The sequence below is a fragment of the Streptomyces sp. NPDC059142 genome, assembly GCF_042755665.1.
Lineage (GTDB): Bacteria > Actinomycetota > Actinomycetes > Streptomycetales > Streptomycetaceae > Streptomyces.
The window spans coordinates 7672-31889 of sequence record NZ_JBHZDA010000019.1; the positions used below are offsets into that span (position 1 = coordinate 7672).

Annotated in this window: 22 protein-coding genes; 8 read left to right on the forward strand and 14 right to left on the reverse strand. The window is 72.1% G+C overall.

What is annotated here, in order from left to right:
• Nucleotides 1-144: 144 nt before the first annotated feature.
• From fabF to ACFXPK_RS10120, 5 genes are all read right to left on the reverse strand, one after another.
• Entirely contained in the window at nt 145-1407 is a 1263-nt protein-coding gene (gene fabF, locus ACFXPK_RS10100) for a beta-ketoacyl-ACP synthase II (protein WP_384997133.1), read from the reverse strand.
• Nucleotides 1408-1556: 149 nt separating this feature from the next.
• Nucleotides 1557-1805: an acyl carrier protein gene (locus ACFXPK_RS10105; protein ID WP_384997131.1), complete on the reverse strand. Its 249-nt coding sequence runs from the start codon at nt 1803-1805 to the stop codon at nt 1557-1559.
• A gap of 78 nt (nt 1806-1883) precedes the next feature.
• Nucleotides 1884-2885: a ketoacyl-ACP synthase III gene (locus tag ACFXPK_RS10110; protein ID WP_384997129.1), complete on the reverse strand. Its 1002-nt coding sequence runs from the start codon at nt 2883-2885 to the stop codon at nt 1884-1886.
• A 13-nt stretch (nt 2886-2898) separates the two neighbouring features.
• A complete protein-coding gene (locus ACFXPK_RS10115) occupies nt 2899-3882 on the reverse strand; it encodes an ACP S-malonyltransferase (protein WP_385073796.1) in 984 nt (327 codons plus the stop codon).
• An 89-nt stretch (nt 3883-3971) separates the two neighbouring features.
• Nucleotides 3972-5201, reverse strand: coding sequence for a PucR family transcriptional regulator (locus ACFXPK_RS10120; protein ID WP_384997127.1), 1230 nt, complete (start codon nt 5199-5201; stop codon nt 3972-3974).
• Between ACFXPK_RS10120 and ACFXPK_RS10125 the strand changes: the two genes are divergently transcribed.
• On the forward strand, nt 5200-5919 hold the full coding sequence (locus tag ACFXPK_RS10125) for a pirin family protein (RefSeq protein ID WP_385073681.1): 720 nt from the start codon (nt 5200-5202) through the stop codon (nt 5917-5919). The two genes, ACFXPK_RS10120 and ACFXPK_RS10125, sit on opposite strands and share 2 nt — an antisense overlap.
• A gap of 31 nt (nt 5920-5950) precedes the next feature.
• On the opposite strand, the gene ACFXPK_RS10130 is transcribed toward ACFXPK_RS10125, so the two are convergent.
• On the reverse strand, nt 5951-6772 hold the full coding sequence (locus tag ACFXPK_RS10130; RefSeq protein WP_385073684.1) for a serine hydrolase domain-containing protein: 822 nt from the start codon (nt 6770-6772) through the stop codon (nt 5951-5953).
• Nucleotides 6773-6929: 157 nt separating this feature from the next.
• Between ACFXPK_RS10130 and ACFXPK_RS10135 the strand changes: the two genes are divergently transcribed.
• Nucleotides 6930-7394, forward strand: a complete 465-nt coding sequence (locus ACFXPK_RS10135; protein ID WP_384997121.1) for a MerR family transcriptional regulator — start codon at nt 6930-6932, stop codon at nt 7392-7394.
• A gap of 6 nt (nt 7395-7400) precedes the next feature.
• On the forward strand, nt 7401-8429 hold the full coding sequence (locus ACFXPK_RS10140; protein ID WP_384997119.1) for an aldo/keto reductase: 1029 nt from the start codon (nt 7401-7403) through the stop codon (nt 8427-8429).
• Nucleotides 8430-8524: 95 nt separating this feature from the next.
• Here ACFXPK_RS10140 and ACFXPK_RS10145 read toward each other — a convergent pair whose 3' ends face one another.
• The 7 genes from ACFXPK_RS10145 to ACFXPK_RS10175 all read right to left on the reverse strand — a co-directional run bounded on the left by ACFXPK_RS10145 (nt 8525) and on the right by ACFXPK_RS10175 (nt 16383).
• Nucleotides 8525-9730: an acyltransferase gene (locus ACFXPK_RS10145; protein WP_385073688.1), complete on the reverse strand. Its 1206-nt coding sequence runs from the start codon at nt 9728-9730 to the stop codon at nt 8525-8527.
• Complete coding sequence (locus tag ACFXPK_RS10150; protein WP_385073691.1) at nt 9727-10797, reverse strand: alpha/beta hydrolase; 1071 nt, start codon at nt 10795-10797, stop codon at nt 9727-9729. Before ACFXPK_RS10150 ends, ACFXPK_RS10145 begins: the two co-directional genes overlap by 4 nt.
• 205 nt (nt 10798-11002) lie before the next feature.
• A complete protein-coding gene (locus tag ACFXPK_RS10155) occupies nt 11003-11686 on the reverse strand; it encodes a response regulator (RefSeq protein WP_384997113.1) in 684 nt (227 codons plus the stop codon).
• Nucleotides 11683-13086 (reverse strand): sensor histidine kinase, encoded by a 1404-nt coding sequence (locus ACFXPK_RS10160; protein ID WP_384997111.1) that lies wholly within the window; start codon nt 13084-13086, stop codon nt 11683-11685. The genes ACFXPK_RS10155 and ACFXPK_RS10160 overlap by 4 nt, the downstream gene beginning before the upstream one ends.
• Before the next feature lie 158 nt (nt 13087-13244).
• Nucleotides 13245-14168 carry a DUF4429 domain-containing protein gene (locus ACFXPK_RS10165; protein WP_385073695.1) on the reverse strand — a complete coding sequence of 308 codons (924 nt, stop codon included), beginning with the start codon at nt 14166-14168 and terminating at the stop codon, nt 13245-13247.
• Nucleotides 14169-14287: 119 nt separating this feature from the next.
• Complete coding sequence (locus tag ACFXPK_RS10170) at nt 14288-15508, reverse strand: alpha/beta hydrolase (protein ID WP_384997107.1); 1221 nt, start codon at nt 15506-15508, stop codon at nt 14288-14290.
• A 248-nt stretch (nt 15509-15756) separates the two neighbouring features.
• Nucleotides 15757-16383 carry a TetR/AcrR family transcriptional regulator gene (locus tag ACFXPK_RS10175; protein ID WP_384997105.1) on the reverse strand — a complete coding sequence of 209 codons (627 nt, stop codon included), beginning with the start codon at nt 16381-16383 and terminating at the stop codon, nt 15757-15759.
• A gap of 96 nt (nt 16384-16479) precedes the next feature.
• Between ACFXPK_RS10175 and ACFXPK_RS10180 the strand changes: the two genes are divergently transcribed.
• Both ACFXPK_RS10180 and ACFXPK_RS10185 read left to right on the forward strand, forming a co-directional pair.
• Nucleotides 16480-18096, forward strand: coding sequence for an MFS transporter (locus ACFXPK_RS10180; RefSeq protein WP_385073698.1), 1617 nt, complete (start codon nt 16480-16482; stop codon nt 18094-18096).
• Nucleotides 18097-18427: 331 nt separating this feature from the next.
• Complete coding sequence (locus tag ACFXPK_RS10185) at nt 18428-18874, forward strand: peptidase inhibitor family I36 protein (protein WP_385073799.1); 447 nt, start codon at nt 18428-18430, stop codon at nt 18872-18874.
• Between the two features lie 83 nt (nt 18875-18957).
• On the opposite strand, the gene aceE is transcribed toward ACFXPK_RS10185, so the two are convergent.
• On the reverse strand, nt 18958-21690 hold the full coding sequence (aceE, locus tag ACFXPK_RS10190; RefSeq protein WP_384997100.1) for a pyruvate dehydrogenase (acetyl-transferring), homodimeric type: 2733 nt from the start codon (nt 21688-21690) through the stop codon (nt 18958-18960).
• 501 nt (nt 21691-22191) lie between these two features.
• Between aceE and ACFXPK_RS10195 the strand changes: the two genes are divergently transcribed.
• From ACFXPK_RS10195 to ACFXPK_RS10205, 3 genes are all read left to right on the forward strand, one after another.
• A complete protein-coding gene (locus ACFXPK_RS10195) occupies nt 22192-22629 on the forward strand; it encodes a DUF3052 domain-containing protein (protein ID WP_329827313.1) in 438 nt (145 codons plus the stop codon).
• Nucleotides 22630-22868: 239 nt separating this feature from the next.
• On the forward strand, nt 22869-23345 hold the full coding sequence (locus ACFXPK_RS10200) for a peroxiredoxin (RefSeq protein WP_384997098.1): 477 nt from the start codon (nt 22869-22871) through the stop codon (nt 23343-23345).
• 194 nt (nt 23346-23539) lie between these two features.
• Nucleotides 23540-24115 carry a TerD family protein gene (locus ACFXPK_RS10205; RefSeq protein WP_384997096.1) on the forward strand — a complete coding sequence of 192 codons (576 nt, stop codon included), beginning with the start codon at nt 23540-23542 and terminating at the stop codon, nt 24113-24115.
• The last annotated feature ends 103 nt before the right edge of the window (nt 24116-24218 follow it).

The following is a 24218-nucleotide window of genomic DNA, read 5'->3' on the forward strand; positions in this document are numbered from 1 at the left end:
CGGGCCGCCCGCAGGGGCGGCGCGCTCCTGCCGGGGCGGGGGCGGCGCGGCGGCCCCCCCCGGCCCCCGGGGCCGGCGACCCGGGGGGGGGGGGGGGCCCCGGCCGGGCCCCCCCCCCTCCCGGTGGGTCGTGGACGCGTGGTCTCAGACCGTGCGCAGCGCCAGCACCACGTTGTGGCCGCCGAAGCCGAACGAGTTGTTGATCGCGGCGATCGTGCCCGACGGCAGCGTGCGGGGCTCGTCGCGCACCACGTCCGCGTCCACCTCCTCGTCGAGGTCGTCGAGGTTGATCGTCGGCGGGGCCGTGCGGTGGTACAGCGCGAGGGCCGTCGCCACCGTCTCGATACCGCCCGCGCCGCCCAGCAGATGGCCGGTCATCGACTTCGTGGCGGAGATCGCGACATGGTCCAGGTCGTCGCCCAGGACCTGGCGCAACGCCTTGACCTCGGCGATGTCGCCCTGCGGCGTGGACGTGGCGTGCGCGTTCAGGTGCATGATCTCGGACGGCTTGAGGTCCGAGGAGTCCAGCAGGTTGTGCATGGCCTTCGCGATGCCCCGGCCGGTCGGCTCGGGCTGCGCGATGTGGTGGGCGTCCGAGGAGAGGCCCTGGCCCAGCACCTCGCAGTAGACGCGCGCGCCACGCCGGGCGGCGTGCTCGGCCGACTCCAGGACGACGACGCCGGCGCCCTCACCGAGGACGAAGCCGTCGCGGCCCTTGTCGTAGGGGCGCGAGGCCCTGGTGGGCTCGTCGTTGTTCTTGGACATCGCCATCATGTTGGCGAACGCCGCGATGGGCAGCGGGTGGATGGCCGCTTCCGTACCGCCCGCGACGACCACGTCGGCACGGCCCGTACGGATCATCTCGACCGCGTAGCCGACGGCCTCGGCGCCCGACGCGCACGCGGAGACCGGGGTGTGCACGCCCGCGCGGGCGCCCACTTCCAGGCTCACGTTGGCGGAGGGGCTGTTGGGCATCAGCATCGGCACGGTGTGCGGGGAGACCCGGCGTACGCCGCGCTCCTTCAGCACGTCGTACTGGTCGAGCAGGGTCGTGACACCGCCGATGCCGGAGGCGATCACGGTGCCGAGGCGGTCGGCGTCGACCGAGGGGTCGTCGCCGGCCTTGGCGGTGTAACCGGCGTCCGCCCACGCCTCCCTGGCCGCGATCAGCGCGAACTGCGCCGAGCGGTCGAGCTTGCGGGCGAGCGGCCGGGGCAGTACTTCGTACGGGTCGACGGCAGCGGTGGCGGCGATCCGGACCGGCAGGTCGGCGAACAGCTCGCCTTCCAGGGGCCGGACTCCGGAGCGGCCGGCGAGCAGACCCTCCCAGGTCGAAGCGCTGTCGCCACCCAGTGGTGTGGTTGCGCCGATACCGGTGACGACCACGGTGCGATTGGTCTGGCTCACTGGAATTCTTCTCCACGTGTAGAGGGTGCTGAATTTGTTACGGCGCCACCACCGGGTGGCGTCTGCCGCGATGAACGGGTCGAACGTCAGGCGTCAGACGTGCCCGGAGGGACCTCTCCGGACGGAGCCGGAGTCGTGCCTCGGAGCTGTCAGGCCTGGTGCTTCGCGATGTAGTCGGCGGCGTCGCCGACCGTCTTCAGGTTCTTGACGTCGTCGTCCGGGATCTTCACGTCGAAGCGCTCTTCGGCGGCGACGACGACCTCGACCATGGACAGCGAGTCGACGTCCAGGTCGTCGGTGAAGGACTTGTCGAGCTGGACGTCCTCCTCCGGGATCCCGGCGATCTCGTTCACGATCTCGGCGAGACCCTTGACGATCTCTTCCTGGGTGAAGGCCATGGTGGGCGATCTCCTTTTAGATATTGAGCAGATATGGAGCAGAGGGTTTACGAAGGCGTTCCGGAAGGATCCGGGTGCCTAGGGGAGGGTAACGACCGTCGCCGCGTACACGAGACCCGCCCCGAAGCCGATGACGAGCGCGGTGTCACCGCTCTTCGCCTGCCCGGTCGCCAGAATCCGCTCCATAGCGAGCGGGATCGAGGCGGCCGAGGTGTTGCCGGTGGTCTCGACGTCACGGGCGACCGTGACGCTGTCCGGCAGCTTCAGAGTCTTCACCATCGAGTCGATGATCCGCATGTTGGCCTGATGCGGAATGAAGACGTCCAATTCTTGCGGGGTGATGCCTGCGGCGTCCAGCGCCTGCTGGGCGACCTTCGCCATCTCGAAGACGGCCCAGCGGAAGACCGCCTGGCCCTCCTGCGTGATGGCCGGGAACTTCTCCTGCGAACCGGCGTGGAAATCGTCCCACGGCACGGTCTGCTTGATGGTGTCGGACTTGTCGCCCTCGGAGCCCCACACGGTGGGACCGATCCTCGGCTCCTGCGCGGGGCCGACGACGACGGCGCCCGCGCCGTCACCGAAGAGGAAGGCCGTCGCGCGGTCCTCCAGGTCGGTCAGGTCGGAGAGCCGCTCCACGCCGATCACCAGGACGTGCTCCGCGGAGCCCTCGACGATCATGCCCTTGGCCAGGGTCAGCCCGTAGACGAAGCCCGCGCACGCCGCCGAGATGTCGAACGCGGCGGGCCGGCCCGCGCCGATCCGGTCCGCGATCTCGGTCGCGATGGCCGGGGTCTGCTTGAAGTGCGAGACCGTGGAGACGATCACGGCGCCGATCTGCTCGGGGGTGATCCCGGCGTCGGCGATGGCCTTGCCCGCCGCCTCGACGGACATCGCCGCGACGGTCTCCTCGGGGGAGGCCCAGTGACGGGTCGCGATACCGGAGCGGGAGCGGATCCACTCGTCGGACGAGTCGATCGTTTCGAGGATCACCTCGTTCGGCACGACCCGGACCGGGCGGTATCCGCCCACGCCCATGATGCGCGCGTACGGGGCGCCCTTGCTGGGCTTGATCTTCGACATGCTCTCTGGCTCCTTATTCAGCCGTGGAGGAGTGCGAGGACTCGTGCGAGGCGTGCAAGGACTGTGCGGTGGAGTGCTCGGCGATCAGCGCGCGGGCCGCTTCGAGGTCGTCGGGGGTCTTCAGCGCCAGGGTCCGCACCCCGGGCAGGGCGCGCTTCGCGATCCCGGTCAGGGTGCCACCGGGGCACAGCTCGACCAGGGCGCTCACGCCCCGCTCCTGGAACGTCTCCATGCAGAGGTCCCAGCGGACCGGGTTGGCGATCTGGCCGATCAGCCGCGCCACCACCTCGGAGCCGGTGGCGACCGCGCCGCCGTCGCTGTTCGAGACGTACGGGACGACCGGGTCGGCGGTGTCGACGGAGGCGGCGGCCGCCGCCAGCTTCTCGACCGCGGGCGCCATGTGGTGCGTGTGGAACGCCCCGGCGACCTTCAGCGGGACCACGCGCCGCACGCCCTCGGGCTTGTTCTCGGCCAGCTCGGCGAGTTGCGCGAGCGTGCCGGCGGCCACGATCTGACCGGCGCCGTTCACGTTCGCCGGGGTAAGACCGAGCGTGTCGAGATGGGCGAGCGTGGTCTCCGGGTCGCCGCCGAGCAGCGCGGACATCCCCGTCCCGGTGACCGCGGCGGCCTCGGCCATCGCCTGCCCGCGGGCCCGTACCAGCGTCATGGCCGCGTCGTCCGTGAAGACCCCGGCGAGCGCCGTGGCGGCCAGCTCCCCGACGCTGTGCCCGGCGACCGCGCCGACGTGCGGCGCGAGGTCACCGGTGGTGGGGAAGAGCTGCCGCGCCGCGAGCAGGGAGGCCGCCACGAGCAGCGGCTGGGCGACGGCGGTGTCGCGGATCTCGTCCGCGTCGGCCTTCGTGCCGTAGTGGACCAGATCCAGGTCGATGGCGGCCGACCAGGCCCGCAGCCGGTCTTCGGCACCGGGGAGATCGAGCCAGGGGGTCAGGAAGCCGGGCGTCTGAGCGCCTTGGCCGGGAGCGACGAGTACGAGCACACTCACACTCTCTCTTGTGTACGGTCCTCACCGCCCGTGGGGACAGGAACGAAGAACCGTGAGGGGAATTGTTGGAGTACGACAAAAGTCTAGGACTGGGGATCACCGTCGGCCAGGCGCCCCAGGATCAGCGCAATCCGTAGCGTAAACGCGGACCTGACATCGGAGGGTGACCATCCGGTGACGTCAGTCACACGTCGCAGCCGGTAGCGCACGGTGTTCGGGTGGACGAAGAGCATCCGCGCGGCGCCCTCCAGACTGCTCGCCTGTTCGAGATAGACACTCAGAGTCTCCAGCAGCGCCGACCCGGCCTCTTCGAGCGGTCTGTAGATCTCCTCCACCAACTGCTCGCGCGCCGCCGGATCGGAGGCGATCGCGCGCTCCGGCAGCAGATCGTCCGCCAGCACCGGGCGCGGCGCGTCCTGCCAGGCGAAACACGCCTTGAGGCCCGCCGCGGCGGCCTGCGCGGACTTCGTGGCGGCCAGCAGATCGGGCACCACCGGACCCGCGACGACCGCGCCGGCCGCGTACGGGCCGATCAGCGCCTTGGCGACCTTCAGGGGGTCGTCGCTGCCGCCCGCGATCACCACGAGCCGGTCGCCCAGCACCCCGGTCAGCACCTGGAGCTTGGCGTGGCGCGCGGCCCGCCGGATCGCCTCCACGGTCAGCTCGCTGTCCCCGTCGGGGGCCGTGCCGAGCAGCACACAGACATGTTCGGGGGAGCTCCAGCCCAGCGCCGCCGCCCGGGACACCGCGCCCTCGTCGGCCTCGCCGGAGAGCACCGCGTTGACCACCAGCGACTCCAGCCGCGCGTCCCACGCGCCCCGCGCCTCGGCGGCCTGCGCGTACACCTGTGCGGTGGCGAAGGCGATCTCCCGCGCGTAGACGAGCAGCGCCTCGCGCAGCGCGGACTCGTCGCCGGGGGCGGCGACCTCCTCGATCGCCGTCTCCATGACCTCGATCGTGGTGCGCACCATCTCGACGGTCTGGCGCAGGGTGATCGCCCGGGTCAGCTCGCGCGGAGCCGTCCCGAAGACATCCGTGGAGATCGCCTGCGGGGTCTCCGGATGCCGGAACCACTCGGTGAACGCGGCGATCCCCGCCTGCGCCACCAGCCCGATCCACGAACGGTTCTCCGGCGGCATCGCGCGGTACCACGGCAGCGTCTCGTCCATGCGGGCGATGGCGTTCGCGGCGAGCCGTCCGGAGGACTGCTCCAGCCGCCGCAGCGTCGCGGGGTGCGGATGGGGTTCGTTCGAGGGTTCAGGCACGGGACAAGACTGCCTTATCGGGTCGGGTGCCCGTGGGGCCGGGGCCATGGGGCGGGTCTACGGTGGAAACGTGATTCTCGTACGGTACGCAGGGGAGCGTTACGCGGGCGGCGACGCCGCCGCGGGCATCGAGTCGCTGCACGCCTTCTCCTTCGGACACTTCTACGATCCGGACAATCTCCGCTTCGGCGCGCTGCTCGCCTGCAACGAGGAACGGCTCGCGCCCGGCGCCGGGTTCGACGAACACCCCCACCGGGACACCGAGATCGTCACCTGGGTCGTCGAGGGCGAGCTGACCCACCGCGACACGGCCGGGCACGCCACCGTCGTCCGCCCCGGGGACCTCCAGCGGCTCAGCTCCGCGGGCGGGGTGCGCCACGAGGAACGCAACGAGGGGACGGCCCCGCTGGTCTTCCTCCAGATGTGGCTGGCCCCGCTGGAGCCGGGCGGCGAGCCCGACTACGAGGTCGTACGGGGCATCGCCGACGCCACTCCGTACGCCCTGCCCCGGGCGGGCGCGCTGCTGCACGTACGGCGGCTGCGGGCCGGCGAGCGCTCGGCCGTGCCGGACGCGCCGTCGGTCTACGCGCAGGTGGTGCGGGGCGCGGTACGGCTCGACGGGCCCGACCGGACCGAGGGCGCCGGGGGCACCGCGGAGCTGGGCCCCGGGGACTCGGCGCGGATCACGGACGCGCGGGGGCTCGAACTGGTCGCCGGGGCCGGGGACACCGCGTCCGAGGTGCTGCTCTGGGAGATGCCCGCCTGACCCGGGAGCTTCCCGGGGGCCGGGAGGGGCGCTATCCGGCCAGCTCCGCCAGCACCGCGTCCGTGAACGGCGGCCACGCCTCGATCGCCCACGGCCCGAAGTCCCGGTCCGTCAGCGCCACGCAGGCTGCGCCCGCGTCCGGGTCGACCCACAGGAACGTACCGGACTGCCCGAAGTGGCCGAAGGTACGCGGCGACGACGAACTCCCCGTCCAGTGCGGGGACTTGCCGTTCCGTATCTCGAAGCCGAGACCCCAGTCGTTGTTCTTCTGGTTGCCGTACCCGGGCAGTACGCCGGAGAGCCCCGGGTGGACCACGCTCATCGCCTCCAGCACCGTACGCGGATCGAGCAGCCGGGGCGCCTGCACCTCGGCGGCGAACCGCGCCAGGTCCTCGGCGGTCGACACGGCGTCCTTGGCCGGCGAACCGCCCGGCGGCAGCGCCGTGTCGGCCATCCCCAGCGGTTCCAGCACGGCCTCGCGCAGATAGTCGGCGAAGGGGATCTCGGTGGCCCGCGCGACATGGTCGCCCAGCACCTCGAACCCGGCGTTCGAGTACAGCCGCCGGGTGCCGGGCGCGCTCGCCGTACGGTGCTCGTCGAAGGCCAGCCCGGCGGTGTGCGCGAGCAGATGGCGCACGGTGGCCCCCTCGGGCCCGGCGGGCTCGTCCAGCTCGACGGCGCCCTCCTCGTACGCCACGAGCACCGCGTACGCGGCGAGCGGCTTGGTCACCGAGGCGAGCGGGAAACGCCGCGCCGTGGGCCCGTACGCCCCGGCGACGCTCCCGTCGGCGCGCACGACGACGGCCGCGGCGTGCGGCACGGGCCAGTTCTCGATCATCGCCAGGCTCTGCATGCGCCCGAGCCTACTGGGCGGGTACGACACCCCGGCGGGCCGCCCCGGGGCCCCCGCGGCGGCCCGCCGGGCAGGCCCCCCGGAAGGTCCGTACGCTCTGGCCATTCGGGTGCAAGGGCTTGCTTGGAGTGCACTCGAAGGATCTAGCGTTGACCGTATGACGCTGATCCAGACCAGCCCCGTAGGGACAGCCCGCGTGGTGAGCTGCGCCGCCCCGCCGCCCGCGCATCCGCGCCCCAACGGCCAGGACCGCTACACGATCAGTGAGGTCGCCGCCTTCACCGGGCTCACCGCGCACACCCTGCGCTGGTACGAGCGGATCGGTCTGATGCCGCACGTCGACCGGTCGCACACCGGGCAGCGCCGCTTCAGCAACCGGGACCTGGACTGGCTCATGTTCGTCACCAAGCTGCGGCTGACCGGGATGCCCGTCGCCGACATGGTCCGTTACGCCGAGCTTCTGCGGGTAGGCGACGACACGTTCGAGGAGCGCCAGGAGCTGCTGGAACGGACACGCCGCGATGTCCTGCGCCGGATCGCGGAGCTTCAGGACACCGTGTCCGTACTCGACCACAAGATCAGCTTTTACGCGGACGCCCGCACGGCGTCGGAGAGGTTCTGAACCCCGATGAGCGACAGCGCGAACGACGGCAGGATCGAGAAGGTACGCCTGGGCACCGGCGGCCCGGAGGTCGGCTCCCAGGGGCTCGGCTGCATGGGCATGAGCTTCGCGTACGGGCCCACGGACGCCGAGGAGGCGCGGGCCACCCTGGAGCGCGCCCTGGAGCTGGGCGTCACCCTGTACGACACGGCGGACATGTACGGGAACGGCGAGAACGAGAAGTTCCTCGCGCCGTTCGTCGGGGCACACCGCGACGAGATCGTCCTGGCGACCAAGTTCTCGCTGGGCGTCGACCCGGACGACCCCACCAAGCGGATCATCCGCAACGACCGCGCCTATCTGCGCGCCTGCGTCGAGGCAAGCCTCCGGCGGCTCGGGGTGGAGCGGATCGACCTCTACTACATGCACCGGCGCGACCGGAACGTCCCCATCGAGGAGACGGTCGGCGCCATGGCCGAACTGATCGACGAGGGCAAGGTCGCGTACCTCGGGCTGAGCGAGGTCACCGGCGCCGAGCTGCGCGCCGCCCACGCCGTGCACCCGATCACCGCGCTCCAGTCCGAGTGGTCGCTCTTCAGCCGCGACGTCGAGCGGACCGCCGTCCCCGCCGCCGCCGAGCTGGGCGTGGCGCTCGTGCCGTACTCCCCGCTCGGCCGGGGCTTCCTGACCGGCTCGTTCGTCCACGCCGACCGCGAGCTGAGCACCGACGACTTCCGCCGCCAGCAGCCCCGCTTCACCGGGGACAACGCCGCCGCCAACGCCGCGCTGCTGGAGCCGGTCCGCAAGATCGCCGAGGGGCGCAACGCCACCCTGGGCCAGGTCGCCCTCGCCTGGGTGCAGCAGCGGGCGCCGCTGCACGGCCTGGCCGTCGTACCGATCCCCGGCACCCGCAGCCGCGCCAGGATCGAGGAGAACACCGCCGCGACGCATCTCATCCTCACCGAGAGCGAGCTGAGCCTGCTGGAGCCGATCGCCGGTCGGGTGGCGGGCGGCCGGTACGCCGACATGAGCTCCACCTCGACCGCCCGGGAGTGACCGCCCCCGACTGACCGGACGCGCCCTGCGCCCGGCCCCGGGGGCGCCCCCGCTTCCGGGCGCGCCCCCGCCGCCGTGGCTCACCCCGCCGTGGCTCACGCCAGCCCCAGCGCGAACACCGCGAAGCCCGCCGCGAGCAGCCCCGCCGCCGCGCGGCGGGCCTTCGCCGCGCGCGTGCCGCTCTCCCACGGCCCGTCGAAGCCGCGCGCGTACCTGCCGATGACCAGCAGCAGCGTCGCGAAGAGCGGCAGCCACGTCAGCCGGGCCAGGATCCAGCCGAGGGTGTCCGGCGAGGTCGTCAGCCCGGACAGCTCCCCGACGAAGGAGCCGGGCACGGCGACGGCGAGCATCGCCGTCTGGTGCCAGCACAGGATCGTCATCGCGGACAGGTTCACCACCACCACCGGCGCCCACAGCGCGGGCCGCGCCAGCAGCCGCCCCAGCCGGTCCCTGACCAGGATCGCCGCCCCGCTCTGCGCGGCGGCCAGGGCGAGCACCAGCAGCGACGGCGGATGCGAGTTCGTCCGGGCCTCCCCCGGGACCCCGACCATCGACGCCGGGTAGTCGAAGACCACCAGCAGCGCCGCGAAGAGCAGGGCGCCGCCGACGAGCAGGAGCCGCGCCCCGCGCCGCCCGATCCGCCCCTCGCCCCAGGAGACACCGAGCTGGTAGGCGAAGAGCCACCCCGGCAGGATGTTCAGCACGCTCAGCCAGGACGGGACGTCCTGCGCGTACGGCCCGTACCGCAGCAGGTCGACGGCGGCGACGGAGACCAGCAGCGGGACGGCCGCCCAGCCGCCGAGCCGGCGCGCGGCGGCGACGCAGTACGGGGTCAGCGCGGTCACGATCACGTAGATCCCCACGAACCAGAGCGGCTGGACCACCAGCGTCGACCCGGTCCGCAGCGTCGTGGCGGGCACCCCGAGTCCGTACAGCAGCGGCAGCAGCAACGCCCACACCGCCGTCACCCCGAGGACCGGCCTGCCCAGGCGCACCACGCGCCCGCGCAGCCAGGCGGCCGTCGTGGCGGGCCTCCTGCGGTACGAGAGCACCGAGGCGTACCCGCCGACCAGGAAGAAGATGCCGAGCATCTGGAGCACCCAGCTCACCGGGGCGAGGACGCCGAAGGTGGTCAGGGGGCTCGCGTTGTGCAGCGCGCCGCCGGAGTCGAGCGTGAGGCCGCCGAGCAGCCAGTGCCCGGTGGGCACGGCGAGCAGCGCGAGGGCGCGGAGCCCGTCGACGGCGCGGTCGCGGGAGGCGGGGGTGCGCGCCTCGATCTTCGCCACGGTCCCGGCGATCATCGGCTCTCTCCCGTCGTACCGGCGCCGGCGCTCTCTCCGAGCGCGATGGCGGCGAAGGCGCGGAGCGAGTCCGTGCCGGGGGCGAAGTAGCCGGTGTGGCCGTGGGCCGTGGCGGCGGGCACCCGGCGGGCGCCGAACGCGGCGCCGGCCGGGTCGGGGCCGTGGCCGAGCCCGGCGAACTCGACGTTCGGAACCTTGGAGATCCAGTCGGACGGGTCCTTCGCCGCCCAGACACGCGCGTCCGTACGGAGGTCGGCGACCCGCCCGGCGCGCATCCCGGGCGAACCGCACACCACGATGTCGGTGGCGTTCACCTCGGAGGCGGCGAGACCGCAGACCACCGAGCCGTAGCTGTGGCAGAACAGCGCGGGCTCCGCGGCCCCGGCCGCCACCAGCCCCTGGGTGAACCGCGCCAGCCGCCCCGCCCCCGCCTCCGCGAGATCCCCGGTGGCCGCGTCGAGGCCGATCCCCACGGGGGTGGTGTAGCCCGTCCACGCGACGACGGCGGTACGGTCGCCGGTCGCGGTCCGCAGGGACACGGCCATCCCGGCGGGGGTGCCGTACGGATCCTTCGCGCGGTCGAAGCTCCCCGCGTCGATGTCCGAGCCCGGCACGACGACGGAGACACGGGGCGCGGCCGTCAGATCCCCGTACACCTCGGCCACCTGGCCCCGGCCGCGCGGGTCGAAGGCGAGGATCTGCCGGCCGGGCGCCGCGAGACGCAGGTACCGGGGGTCGTGCCCGGCCCGGATCGCGAGCGCGTTGGCCTCGTAGCGCAGCGCCACCGGCGCCCCGTCGAGATTGCCGACGACGGAGGGGTGCCGGTGCGCCAGCTCCCGCTGCCGGCCGGGCGTCAGCGTCCGGAAGAACGCGGCGATCTCGCGCGGGTCCGCCGTGGCCGGATCGGGCAGCGGCCGGCCCGGCACACCCTCCGCCCGCCAGGCCGCGCTCCCCGGCGGCGCCCCGGTCACGGCCCGCTGCGCACCGCCGGAGGCCCAGCCCGCCGTGCCCCCGGCCACGGTCGTCGCGAGCGCGACGGCGACCACAGTCCTCTTGTAGCGGCGCATGTACGTCTCCCTCTTCCCGCCCTCGCCCGTCGAGGTGGCGAGAGGGAAGGTAGGAAGAAGGTGTCCGCGCGGACGTCACACCGGGGAGCCAACTGCCGCGTCATACCGGGGTAGTGGGGGTACGGGGGGCGCCCCGTACGGGTCGGCCGCAGGGGGCCGGAGAGGGGGCCGGAGAGGGAGCCGGAGAGGGAGGGCGGGGCGCGGCTCAGGCGGGGGCGTCGCCCGGGGTGACCAGCCCCGACTCGTACGCGAAGATCACGGCCTGTGCGCGGTCCCGCAGCCCGAGCTTGGAGAGCACCCGGCCTATGTGGGTCTTGACGGTCTGCTCGGCGACCACCAGCCGTCCGGCGATCTCCGGGTTGGAGAGCCCGCGCGCGATCAGCTCCAGCACCTCGGTCTCCCGGGGCGTCAGCCCGCGCAGCCGCTGCGAGCGGTCCGTGCGCGGGGCGGGCCGCTGCTGGGCGAAGTCGGCGATCAGCCGGCGCGTCACGGAGGGCGCGAGCAGCGCCTCCCCGGCCGCCACGATCCGTACGGCCGCGATCAGATCGGCCGGGGGCGCGTCCTTGAGGAGGAAGCCGGACGCGCCGGCGCGCAGCGCCTCGTACACGTAGTCGTCCACGTCGAAGGTGGTCAGCATCAGCACCTTCGGGAGGTGGACGACCCCGGCCGGCGGGTTCAACACCTCGCGGGCGGCGGCCAGTCCGTCCATCTCCGGCATCCGGACGTCCATCAGCACCACGTCCGGGTGGACGGTACGGCTGACCTCCACGCCCTTGCGCCCGTCGGGCGCCTCGCCCACCACGTCGATGTCGGACTGCGCGGACAGCAGCGCGGCGAACCCCGCGCGCACCATGGCCTGGTCGTCGACGATGATCACGCGGATGGTCACGGGGCGTCCTCGGGGGCCGGGCCCTTCGGGGCGTCGGTGGGATCGCCCGTCGGACCGTCGGTCAGGGGGAGACGGGCCGCGACCCTGAAGCCGCCGTCCGGCAGCGGCCCGGTGTCCAGGGTGCCGCCGGTCAACCGTACGCGCTCGCGCATCCCGATCAGGCCGTGGCCCGTCCCGGTGGTCTCCAGCGGTGAAGTCCGCGCGGTGCCGGGGCCGTTGACGATCAGCACGGTCAGCCGGTCGGCGTGGACCACCACCGACACCTGGGTCCGGGCGCCGGGCGCGTGGCGCACCACGTTGGCCAGCGCCTCCTGCACGATGCGGTACGCGGAGAGGTCCACGGCGGGCGGTACGGGGCCGAGCCGGGCCGGCAGCGACAGCTCGGCGGGGACCCCCGCCCGTACGGTCGCCTCCACGAGCTGCTGGACCCGGTCGAGCCCGGGCTGCGGCGCCCGCTCGCCCTCACCGCCGTCGCTGCGGAGCACCGAGAGCAGCCGCCGCATCTCCGTCAGGGACTCCCGGGCACCGGCGGCGATCGTGGAGAACTCCTCGCGCGCGGCGTCCGGCAGCCCCTCGATCCGGTACGGCGCCGAGTCGGCCTGGACGGTGATCACCGACATGTGGTGGGCCACCACGTCGTGCAGCTCGCGGGCGATGCGGGTGCGCTCCTCCAGCAGGGTCCTGCGGGCCCGTTCCGCCTCGCTGATCGTCTCCTGCTCGACCAGTCTGCGCTGGGCGTCGCCGCGTTCGCGCAGGGCCGCGCTGAGGACCAGGAGGAGTCCGCTGAGGACGAAGAGCAGTACGTGGGTGCCGAAGCCGGTGGCCGGTGAGACCGCCTCGAAGAGGAGCCCGGCGACGCCGGTGGCCAGCCAGACGGCGAGCAGGGTACGGCGCGGTTCGCGCAGCCCCAGGCAGATCATCAGCACCAGGTAGCCCACGATCACCATGGGGGTCCAGGGCCAGGGGCGTCCGTCGAGCCCGTCCGCGCTCAGGAGCAGGATCCCGCCGATGACATCGGCGGTGAAGACGATCCACCACGCCTGGAGCGGCCGGGTCACGGCGAGCAGCAGCGGCGCCGCCTGCGCGGTGGCCAGCGCCCCCGCCCAGCCGCCGCCGAGCCGGTAGTCCTGGCTGAGCACGGTGGCGGTGACCGGCAGCAGCGTGACGGCGAAGCCGAGGGTGACCGCGTACGGGAAGAGCCGCTGCCACCGCCTGGGCGCGTGCGAGAGGAGCGCTTCCGTGGACTCCGAGGGGGTGTGCAGCGCGCTGGCGAGGCCCCACAGGGCCCGCCGCGCGGTGGCGAAGCGCGGAGGCCGGTCCGACGGCGGCGGGGCCGGCCTCGGCGGGGAGGAGGGCGGCGGCGGTATCGACGGCGGTGGCGGCGGGGGAGCGGTACTCATGGCCCGGCCAGCCTAGGCAGCCGTCAAGGGGACGGCGTCATACCGGGGAGCCGGTCCCGGCCTCATACCCAGGTATGACACCCGCCGGCCCCGGTACCGCGCGCACCCGCTTCCGCACCCGCACGCGCTTCCACCTCCGGCGTTCACACCTCCGGCGTTCACAGCTCCGCCAGCAGCTCCGTCTTCTTCGCGGTGAACTCCTCGTCCGTGACCAGCCCCGCCTGGTGCAGCTCGCCGAGATGCCGGATCCGGTCCGCCACGTCCGCCGGATCGCGCCGGCCCGACGGAGCCATCGCGAGGACCGGCGCCGGCACCCGCTTCGCCGCCGCGCCGCGGACCGCCTCCAGAACGGCCGCCGCGAACGGCAGCGACTCGTGGACCGGGCCGTAGCCGAGCCCGAAGACGACGGAGGCCGGGTCGTGGTCGGCCTCGCCCGCCCCGGAGCCCGCCGTGCCCTGTCCGTCCCGCGGCAGCAGCCGCAGATACCCGTCGAAGAGTTCGGGGGAGCGCCACTCGACCCCTTCCAACTCCGTGACGGGCAGCCGCTGGTCGCCCGCCTTCCACTTGGTGGAGGACGCGCCCGTCCAGAACCAGCGGAACGAGACGGTCTCGCCGTCGAAGGACGCCTTGCCGTCGTACGCCTTGAAGTGGAGCGGCGCCCCGGGCGCCGCGACCAGATAGCGCTCCGCGGGCTCGTCGGGCGCCGCGTCGCCGTACGCGCCGAGGCCCCCGCGCCGCCGCCGGGAGGCGGTGAGGGCGGCGCGCAGCTCGTCGGCGTAGTACTCGGCGAGGGTCTCGGACTCGGCGGGCAGCACCAGCCGGTACGGATCGCCGCTCTCCTTGAGCTGTCCGGCCGCGGCCTCCGTGAGCGGGTCGGCGCCGGGTCTCGGCACGGCCCGCAGCACGACCGTGCCGCGCTTGCCCGGAGTGAGCGTCACCGACGACAGCGCCTCGTGAGGGATACGCCGTTCACCCAGCGCCGAGAGGAGCTTCGGCGTCCGTATTCCGCGTTCGAAGCGGATGAGCACGCTGTCGCTGTCGAACTCCCAGGTGGCATGGATCCCCGCAAGCACATCACCCATGTGCCTCATCGTAGGCGGCGCGCGCGCTCGCGTCGCCTGCCCAAGAGGGGGAATCTACGCGCGTGGGGCCGCCCGGGGCGTGACGCGCCCCCAAGGAGCGGGTGGCCTACGGCCCCTGCTCATCCGGCCATCGTCTCGCCGTCGTAGACGATGCCGCTCCGACAGGAACCGGCGGCGTCCGCGCACGTCACCGCGCGGTACGAACCGACGCCGATGTCCGCGAAGTTGTCCAGGCTCTCGGTGCCCGGCTCGAAGTAACCCGCGTGCCCGGTCGCGTCCCCGGCCGAGAGCACCCGGGCGCCGAACGCGCGGGTCACCGGGTCGGCGCCGTGGCCGAGCCCGCCGACGGCGAGGTACGGCACGTCCTGGATCCAGTCGTCCCGGTCCCGCATCGCCCAGACATGGGCGCGGGTCCTGAGCTGCGCCGCGTTCTCGACCCGCATCCCGGGGCTGCCCGCGACGGCGACGTCCGTGACCCGGGCGGGCAGGGAGCGCGCGGCGACCCCGCACACCACGGAGCCGTAGCTGTGGCAGAAGAGCGAGATGCGGGAGTGGCCGGGCAGCGCGTCGGTGAGCGCGGCGAGCCGTACGGCGCCGTCCTCGGCGAGCTTGCCGATGGCCGCGTCCACACCGAGGCCGGCGGGCGAGGTGTAGTCGGCCCAGGCGATGACGGCGGTACGGGTGCCGGGGTCGGCCTTGCGCTCGGCGGAGTACAGCGATTCGGCCATGCCCGCGGTCGCCGAGTACCAGCGGTCGGAACGCTCGAAGGTCAGCACGTTCGTGTCCACGCCGGGCACGACCAGGGAGACGCGCTGGGCGCGGTCGAGATTGCCCAGGACCTCGGCCACCCGGCCCTGGCCCGACGGGTCGAACGCGAGGATCTGCCGGTCGCCGCTGAGCAGCGACTCGTACCGGTGCATCCGGCGGCCCGCGAGATGTCGGCCGTCGCTCGACAGCCTGGTGTCCCGCATCCGTTCCTCCTCGGCCGCGCGGGCCTGGGCCAGCGCGATCCGGTTGGCGCGGTAGCGGAGGGTGACGGGGGCGCCGTTGAGATTGCCGACCGCGAGCGGGTACGTGGCCGCGAGCCGGGACTGCTCCCCGCTGTCGAGGGAGGCGAAGAAGGCGGCCAGCGTCTTGGCGGGCCCGGTCGGATCGGGCAGGTGACGGGCGCCTGTCCGGCCCCGCTCCCAGGCACTGAAGGCGGCTGTCAAGGGCTCGCCGGGGCCGCGCTGGTGCTGCACGGCGGTCCATCCGGTCGTCGCCAGCATCACGAAGACCACGGCGAGGGCGAGCAGGGCGCGCCACACGCTCAGAGTGGGGGAGGAGTCGAAGGAAGTCACTGCTCCTCACCCTAGAGTGCGCGCGGGGGGCCTCGCGACGAGCGTGAGAGAGATCACCGGCGGGGCGGGATTGAACCGCCGGTAACCTCACCGAACGTACGGCGGGACGCACACTCCGGAGCGTGGATCACGGCGGGGGCGCGCGACCGTACGGTCACTACGGTCGGCGCGGTACTTCCAGGATTTTCGCCCGAACGGCCCTTGCGGATCGCGCGGCAGCGTGAGACGCGGGACGTCGCGGACGGGGGTCAGCGCCAGTCGTCCATGAGGAGGCGGGGCGTGAGCTGGTCGAGATACGCCTCGGTCAGACAGCCCAGCCCCGCCACGGTGCAGTCCTCGCCCTGGCTCCAGAGCCGCCCGGTGGCCCGCATCACGCCGGTGAACGCGGCGACGGCCACCCGGGGCCGCGGATCGGCGTCGACGTCCAGGCTCTCCCGGTCCGCGATGAGCCGGGCGACCCCGTCCTCCAGATCCGAGGAGCGGCGCAGATGGGCGGCGAGCAGGACCGGGGTCGACTCGATCATCCGGTACGACTCCATGTACAGCTCCACCGTCACGACGGACTCGATGGTGTCGCCCACGCTGCCCCAGACGGACGCGACCGCGTTGCGCATCGCCTCGAACGGGCCCTCCGCGGCGGGCCGGGCGCGCAGCGCCTCGACGAAGCGGGACTCCATCAGATCCACCATGGCGAAGGCCGCTTCCTCCTTGCTGGCGAAGTAGCGGAAGAACGTGCGCTGGGAGACCTCCACGGCGTCGGCGATCTCGTCGACGGTGGTCCGCTCGTACCCCTGCGTGGTGAACAGTTCGAGCGCCACACGGAGCAGGGACTCCCGGGTGCGTTGCTTCTTGCGGGCGCGCAGTCCGCCGGTCACCGCGGAGACCTCACTCTCGCTCGGGGCGTAACTTGACAGTTACTGGCTTGTGAAATGGTTTGTCAACTGTCAGTGGCTGACACTACCGTTTGCGGTATGACTAGTCAGACCACTGTCGACAAGGCGCCACCGAGCCCGGACCCCGCGCAACCTCCGGGCCCGACGCCCTCCAAGGGGCGGCGCGGCCACCCTTGGCTGACTCTCTTCTCCGTGGCCATCGGCGTCATGATGGTGGCCCTCGACGGCACCATTGTCGCCATCGCGAACCCGGCCATCAAAACCGACCTCGGTGCGTCCTTCGCCGACGTCCAGTGGATCACCAACGGCTACTTCCTGGCGCTCGCCGTGGCGCTGATCACCGCCGGCAAGCTGGGCGACCGCTTCGGGCACCGGCAGACCTTCCTCATCGGTGTCACCGGCTTCGCCGCCGCCTCCGGGGCCATCGGGCTCTCCCACAGCATCTCCCTGGTGATCACCTTCCGGGTGCTCCAGGGGCTCTTCGGCGCGCTGCTGATGCCGGCCGCGCTCGGTCTGCTGCGGGCCACGTTCCCGGCAGAGAAGCTCAACATGGCCATCGGCATCTGGGGCATGGTCATCGGCGCCTCGACCGCCGGCGGACCGATCCTCGGCGGCGTGCTGGTCGAGCATGTGAGCTGGCAGTCCGTCTTCTTCATCAACGTGCCGGTGGGCGTGCTCGCCCTGGTGCTCGGCACGCTGATCCTGCTGGACCACCGGGCCGCGAACGCGCCCAGGTCCTTCGACATCCTCGGCATCGTGCTGCTCTCCGTCGCGATGTTCGCGCTGGTGTGGGCGATCATCAAGGCCCCCGAGTGGGGCTGGGGCTCCGGGACGACCTGGCTCTTCATGGCCGCCGCCGTGGTCTGCTTCGGCGGGTTCGCCTACTGGGAGACGAAGGTCAGGGAACCGCTCGTCCCGCTGGCGCTCTTCCGCTCCGTACCGCTCTCCGCCGGTGTGGTGCTGATGGTCCTCATGGCCATCGCCTTCCTGGGCGGGCTCTTCTTCGTCACCTTCTACCTCCAGAACGTGCACGGCATGAGCCCGATCGACGCCGGGCTCCATCTGCTGCCGCTCACCGGCATGATGATCGTGGGATCCCCGCTCGCCGGGCTCCTGATAACCAAGGTGGGCCCCCGGATCCCGCTGGCCGGCGGCATGGTGTTCACGGCCGTGGCCATGTTCGGCATGTCCACCCTGAAAACGGACACCAGCAGCCTCACCATGTCCATCTGGTTCGCGATGCTCGGCTTCGGCCTCGCCCCGGTGATGGTCGGCGCGACCGAGGTCATCGTGGGCAACGCCCCGATGGAGCTGTCCGGCGTGGCCGGCGGCATCCAGCAGTCCGCCATGCAGATCGGCGGCAGCCTCGGTACCGCCGTCCTCGGCGCCGTGATGGCCTCGAAGGTCTCCAGCGACCTGCCGGGCAACTGGGCGGCCGCCGGGCTGCCCCCGCTCACCGCCGCCCAGTCCGGCCCCGCGACCGAGGCCGTCCAGGTCGGGGTGGCGCCGGTCTCCCCGGGCCTGCCGCCCGCGGTGGCCGAGCAGATCACCACCGTCGCCCACGACACCTTCATGTCCGGCATGAGCCTGGCCAGCCTCGTCGCCGCCGGGGTCGCGGCCGTGGCGGTCCTCGTCGCCCTGCTGACGAAGCGCGGCGACAACGCGGACGCCGCGGGTGGCGGGGTGCACATCTGACGTCAGCCGCCGGGTGACCCGGCGTCAACTCCACGCCCACCACAGCCCCGCCGGAAGGTTCCGGCGGGGCTGTCGCCTATCCGGGTGGAGGGCGCCGCACCCCCTTCCGGAGCCCTGAGCCGCAGGTCAGAGTGGTGGTGCCGGGACCGCGACACGCGTCACGGACACCACACCGACCCGTCGTGCGTGACACACGTACGACGGACACGACACACGGGGGCCGAACGAAATGACTCAGCAGCACACCACCACGCCGGGCACCACCACGCAGCACACCACCACGACGCCGGGCACCACGACGCCGCACACCACCACGGCGCCGCGCACGACCATGACGCCGCGCACGGCCGCGTCCGTCCTCCGCCGTACGACGAGGGCCGTCACCGCCGTCGGGGTCGGGTTCGGGGCGCTCACCCTCGCCGTCCTGCTGCCGCAGACCGTCACCGCGGCGCCGGCCGCCCCGACGGGCCGGTCCGCCCCGGCCGCCCCGCCGCGCCTCGGAGCGTGCGCGGCCGGGGAGCTGTGCCTGTGGGCGAAGGACGACTTCAAGGGCGCCCGGCAGACCCATGAACTCTCCGGCACCGACATCGACAGTTGCGTGCCCCTCCCGGCGGGCACCACCGCCCACTCCCTCGCCAACCGCACCGGCCGGCCCGTGACGACGTACCAGTCGGCCACCTGCGGGGAGACCGGGGAGTTCGAGACGTACCCCGGCACCGGCACCTGGCTGCCCAGCTCCCCGTACCGGGTGAGGGCCTTCAAGATCTGGGAGCGGTGACCGGGCCCCGCCGGACGCCGGAGGGCGGCGGAACCGTCCAGGTCCCGCCGCCCTCCGTACGTACCGGCACGTGGTGCCCGCGGTCAGGCGTCGCCGCCCGCGGCGCCCGGGTCCGCCGCCGACGCGTCCAGGAGCTGGTAGCGGTCCACCGCCTGCTTCAGCGCGGAACGGTCGACCCTGCCCTCCCTGGCCAGCTCGGTGAGGACCCCCAGCACGATCGACTGCGCGTCGATGTGGAAGAAGCGGCGGGCCGCGCCCCGCGTGTCCGCGAAGCCGAAGCCGTCCGCGCCCAGCGACTGGTACGTACCGGGCACCCAGCGCGCGATCTGGTCCGGCACGGAACGCATCCAGTCCGAGACCGCCACGAACGGTCCCTGCGCGCCGGAGAGCTTCCGCGTCACGTACGGGACGCGCTGCTCCTCCTCAGGGTGCAGCAGATTGTGCTGCTCCACCTCGACCGCCTCACGGCGCAGCTCGTTCCAGGACGTCGCCGACCAGACGTCCGCCCGGACGTTCCACTCCTCGGCGAGGATCCGCTGCGCCTCGACGGCCCACGGCACGGCCACACCGGACGCCATGATCTGCGCCGGGATCTCGCCCCGGTCGGCCCTCCGGTAGCGGTGGATGCCCTTGAGGATGCCCTCGACATCGGCGTCGGCCGGTTCGGCGGGATGCTGGATCGGCTCGTTGTAGACGGTGAGGTAGTAGAAGACGTCCTCGCTCTCCGGGCCGTACATCCTGCGCAGCCCGTCCCGGACGATGTGCGCGATCTCGTAGCCGAAGGCCGGGTCGTAGGCGACACAGCCCGGGTTGGTCGAGGCCAGCAGATGCGAGTGGCCGTCGGCGTGCTGGAGCCCCTCGCCGGTCAGCGTCGTCCGGCCGGCGGTCGCGCCCAGGACGAAACCGCGCGCGAGCTGGTCGGCCATCTGCCAGAACTGGTCACCGGTCCGCTGGAAACCGAACATCGAGTAGAAGACGTACACCGGGATCAGCGGCTCGCCGTGCGTGGCGTACGCGGAGCCCGCCGCGATCAGCGAGGCCGTGCACCCCGCCTCGGAGATGCCGTCGTGCAGCATCTGCCCGGTGGGGGACTCCTTGTACGCGAGCAGCAGCTCACGGTCGACGGACTCGTACTGCTGGCCCAGCGGGTTGTAGATCTTGGCGCTCGGGAAGAACGAGTCCATCCCGAAGGTGCGGTACTCGTCGGGCGCGATCAGCACGAAGCGCTTGCCGATCTCCTTGTCCCGCATCAGGTCCTTGAGCAGCCGGACGAACGCCATGGTGGTGGCGATCGACTGCTGGCCGGAGCCCTTCCTGACCGCCGCGTAGGCCCGGTCGTCGGGGAGCGGCAGCGGCTTCGCCCGGACGACCCGGGTCGGTACGTACCCGCCCAGCGACCTGCGCTGGTCGTGCATGTACTGGATCTCCTCCGAGTCCCTGCCCGGGTGGTAGTACGGCGGCAGCCCGTCCTCCAACTGGCTGTCGGTGATCGGCAGGTGCAGCCGGTCCCGGAAACCCTTGAGGTCGGCGACGGTGAGCTTCTTCATCTGGTGGGTCGCGTTGCGGCCCTCGAAGTTCGGCCCGAGCGTCCAGCCCTTGACGGTCTGCGCCAGGATCACCGTGGGCTGGCCCTGGTGGGCCTTGGCCGCCGCGTACGCCGCGAAGACCTTCCGGTGGTCGTGGCCGCCGCGCCCGAGGTGCAGGATCTGGGCGTCGGTCATGTTCTCGACCATGGCGCGCAGCCGCTGGTCGTCGCCGAAGAAGTGCTCGCGGATGTACGCGCCGGTCTCGGTAGCGTACGTCTGGAACTGTCCGTCCGGTGTCGTGTTCAGCCGGTTGACCAGCACGCCGTCGCGGTCCTGGGCCAGCAGCGGGTCCCACGAGCGGTCCCAGACCAGCTTGATGACGTTCCAGCCGGCGCCGCGGAACTGGGACTCCAGCTCCTGGATGATCTTGCCGTTGCCGCGGACCGGGCCGTCGAGGCGCTGGAGGTTGCAGTTGACGACGAAGGTCAGATTGTCCAGACCCTCACGGGCGGCGATGGAGAGCTGCCCCAGGGACTCGGGCTCGTCCATCTCGCCGTCGCCGAGATAGGCCCACACATGGGAGCCGGAGGTGTCGGCGATACCGCGCGCCTCCATGTAGCGGTTCATCCGGGCCTGGTAGATCGCGCCGAGCGGGCCGAGGCCCATCGAGACGGTCGGGAACTCCCAGAAGTCCGGCATCAGCCGCGGGTGCGGATAGCTGGAGAGCCCGTACGGCGCCTTCGACTTCTCCTGGCGGAAGGCGTCGAGCTGCCGCTCGCTCAGGCGGTCCAGCAGGAAGGCGCGGGCGTAGATGCCGGGGGAGGCGTGGCCCTGGAAGAAGATCTGGTCGCCGCCGTCACCGCCGTCCTTGCCCCGGAAGAAGTGGTTGAAGCCCACGTCGTACAGGGAGGCGGAGGAGGCGAACGTGGCGATGTGGCCGCCGACCCCGATCCCGGGGCGCTGGGCGCGCGAGACCATGACCGCGGCGTTCCAGCGCGTCGCGTTGAGGATCTTGCGCTCGATCTCCTCGTTGCCCGGGAAGAACGGCTCGTCCTTGGTGGCGATGGTGTTGACGTAGTCCGTACTGCGCATCTCGGGAACGGCCACGCGCTTCTCGCGCGCCCGCTCGATCAGCCGGAGCATCAGATACCGGGCACGCTCACGGCCTCGCTCGTCGACAGCGGCGTCGAGTGAGTCGAGCCACTCCTGGGTTTCTTCGGGATCGAAGTCCGGGACCTGGCTGGGAAGGCCGCCAATGATGATCGGATTGCGATCGGATCCGGAAGCCACGCTTGTCCTTCGCTGGTCGGGTCGTGTCGTGCCCCGCACACGAACGATGCGGTGCACGCCGTCGGAGTACTGCTGTTACGCGGGGGTACGTACGCCGCATCCATCGTGTACCGCGACGACGGAAACGTCATCTCTACCGAGGGGTAACCCGGATTCCCCGGGATATTCCCCGGGCCGGGACCGCTCGGGGCCGGTTCCCGCGACGATCAAATCGCAACCTTACGCCCACCCCGTCCATCCGTTCCGTTCGGCCGTTCGGGCCGGATTGGCGTACCGAAACGGCATAACATGGCAAAGAAGGAGGAAACGTGTGGCCCAGGTCACGCACGGCAGGGTCGAAGTGGCTGGAGATGCGGCGAAGGCGCCCGGAACGTCACCGTTTCGGCGGTCTCGGCGGCCGGGTACTTGCGCGATCCGCCCCGCCCGTGTGGACTACGGCCAATGCCCCGCGTACGCGCGCGGCCCGAAGCGTTTAATCGAAACATGATCAGGAGGCAATCCGTGAGCGCGACCGCGGACCACGCGGAGGAACGGACCAACCTTGCCGCACGGCTTGGGTTCGAACCCGGACAGGTGGTCCAGGAGATCGGTTACGACGACGACGTCGACCAGGATCTCCGCGAGTCCATCGAGGCCATCACCGGCCAGGATCTTGTCGACGAGGACTACGACGACGTGGCTGACGCCGTCGCCCTGTGGTTCCGTGACGAGGACGGCGACCTTACGGACGCGCTGGTGGACGCCATCGGTTTGATCGAGGACGGCGGAGTGATCTGGCTGCTGACGCCCAAGACCGGCCGTGACGGCTACGTCGAACCGAGCGACATCAACGAGGCGTCCCAGACCGCGGGCCTGTCCCAGACCAAGAGCATCAACGCGGGCAAGGACTGGACCGGCAGCCGGCTCGTCACGCCCAAGGCGGCGAAGAGCAAGCGCTGACCCCGGGCGCCGCCTCGGGCGCGCAATGAAGCGGCAGCCCCTGGTGCCACCACCGGCACCGGCGGCGCGACCATGAAGCCCCCGCCGATCATCTCGGCGGGGGCCCTTTGCGTACGCCCGGGTCCCGGTCCCGTCGGCGGGAGGTGTTGCGTAGGCTCGGGTCCACACAGGCGTGTGGGCCGGATGCCGCCCCTGGCATCAGGGCCGCTCCGCCGAGCCCTTCGAAAGGACGTGCATCCATGGCGATCGAGGTCGGCACCCCTGCCCCGGACTTCGAGCTGAAGGACAACCACGGGCGGACCGTGCGGCTGTCCGACTTCCGCGGGGCCGACGCGGCCGGCGGCGCCAAGAACGTGGTGCTGCTCTTCTACCCCTTCGCCTTCACCGGTGTGTGCACGGGCGAGCTGTGCGCCCTGCGCGACGAGCTGCCCTCGTTCGTCAACGACGACACCCAGCTGCTCGCCGTCTCGAACGACTCGCCCCACACCCTGCGGGTCTTCGCCGAGCAGGAGGGCCTGGAGTACCCGCTGCTGTCGGACTTCTGGCCGCACGGCGAGGTCTCGCGCGCGTACGGCGTCTTCGACGAGGAGAAGGGGTGCGCCGTCCGCGGCACCTTCATCATCGACAAGGAGGGCGTCGTGCGCTGGAGCGTCGTCAACGCCCTGCCCGACGCCCGGGACCTCGACGAGTACGTCAAGGCCCTCGCATCCCTCTGACCTGCGAAGACCTCCGGCCGGCGCGCTGACCGGCGCGCCTGCCGGCACAGCTCGGCGCGCCGACCGACACGGTTCCGCGCGCCGACCGACACGGCTCCGCGCACCGACCACCGAAAACGCGCCGTGGCCGGGAACCGGTCACTAGGATCCAGTCGTTGATCGGATGCCAACGCTTCACACCATAGGGAGGACTCGTGGGAGTCAGCCTCAGCAAGGGCGGAAACGTCTCGCTGACCAAGGCCGCGCCCAACCTGACCGCGGTCACCGTGGGTCTGGGCTGGGACGTACGCACCACCACCGGCAGTGACTTCGACCTCGACGCCAGCGCCCTGCTGACGAACGCCGAGGGCAAGGTCACCGTCGACGGGAACTTCATCTTCTTCAACAACCTCAAGAGCCCCGACGGCTCCGTCGAGCACACCGGTGACAACCTCACCGGTGAGGGCGAGGGCGACGACGAGGCGATCAAGGTCAATCTGGCCACGGTCCCCGCCGACGTCGAGAAGATCGTCTTCCCCGTCTCGATCTACGAGGCGGAGAGCCGTCAGCAGTCCTTCGGCCAGGTGCGCAACGCGTTCATCCGCGTGGTCAACCAGGCCGACAACAACGAGCTGGCGCGGTACGACCTGAGCGAGGACGCCTCGACGGAGACCGCGATGGTCTTCGGCGAGCTGTACCGCAACGGCGCGGAGTGGAAGTTCCGCGCCATCGGCCAGGGGTACGCCTCGGGTCTGCGCGGCATCGCCCAGGACTTCGGCGTCAACGTCTGACCCCGACCGCACGCCCGTCCGTATCCCCGCCTCCGGGGGCGCCCCCCCCGGGGGGGCCCGGCCCCGGTCCGGGGTGGGACCCGGGCGGGGGGGGGGGAGTTTT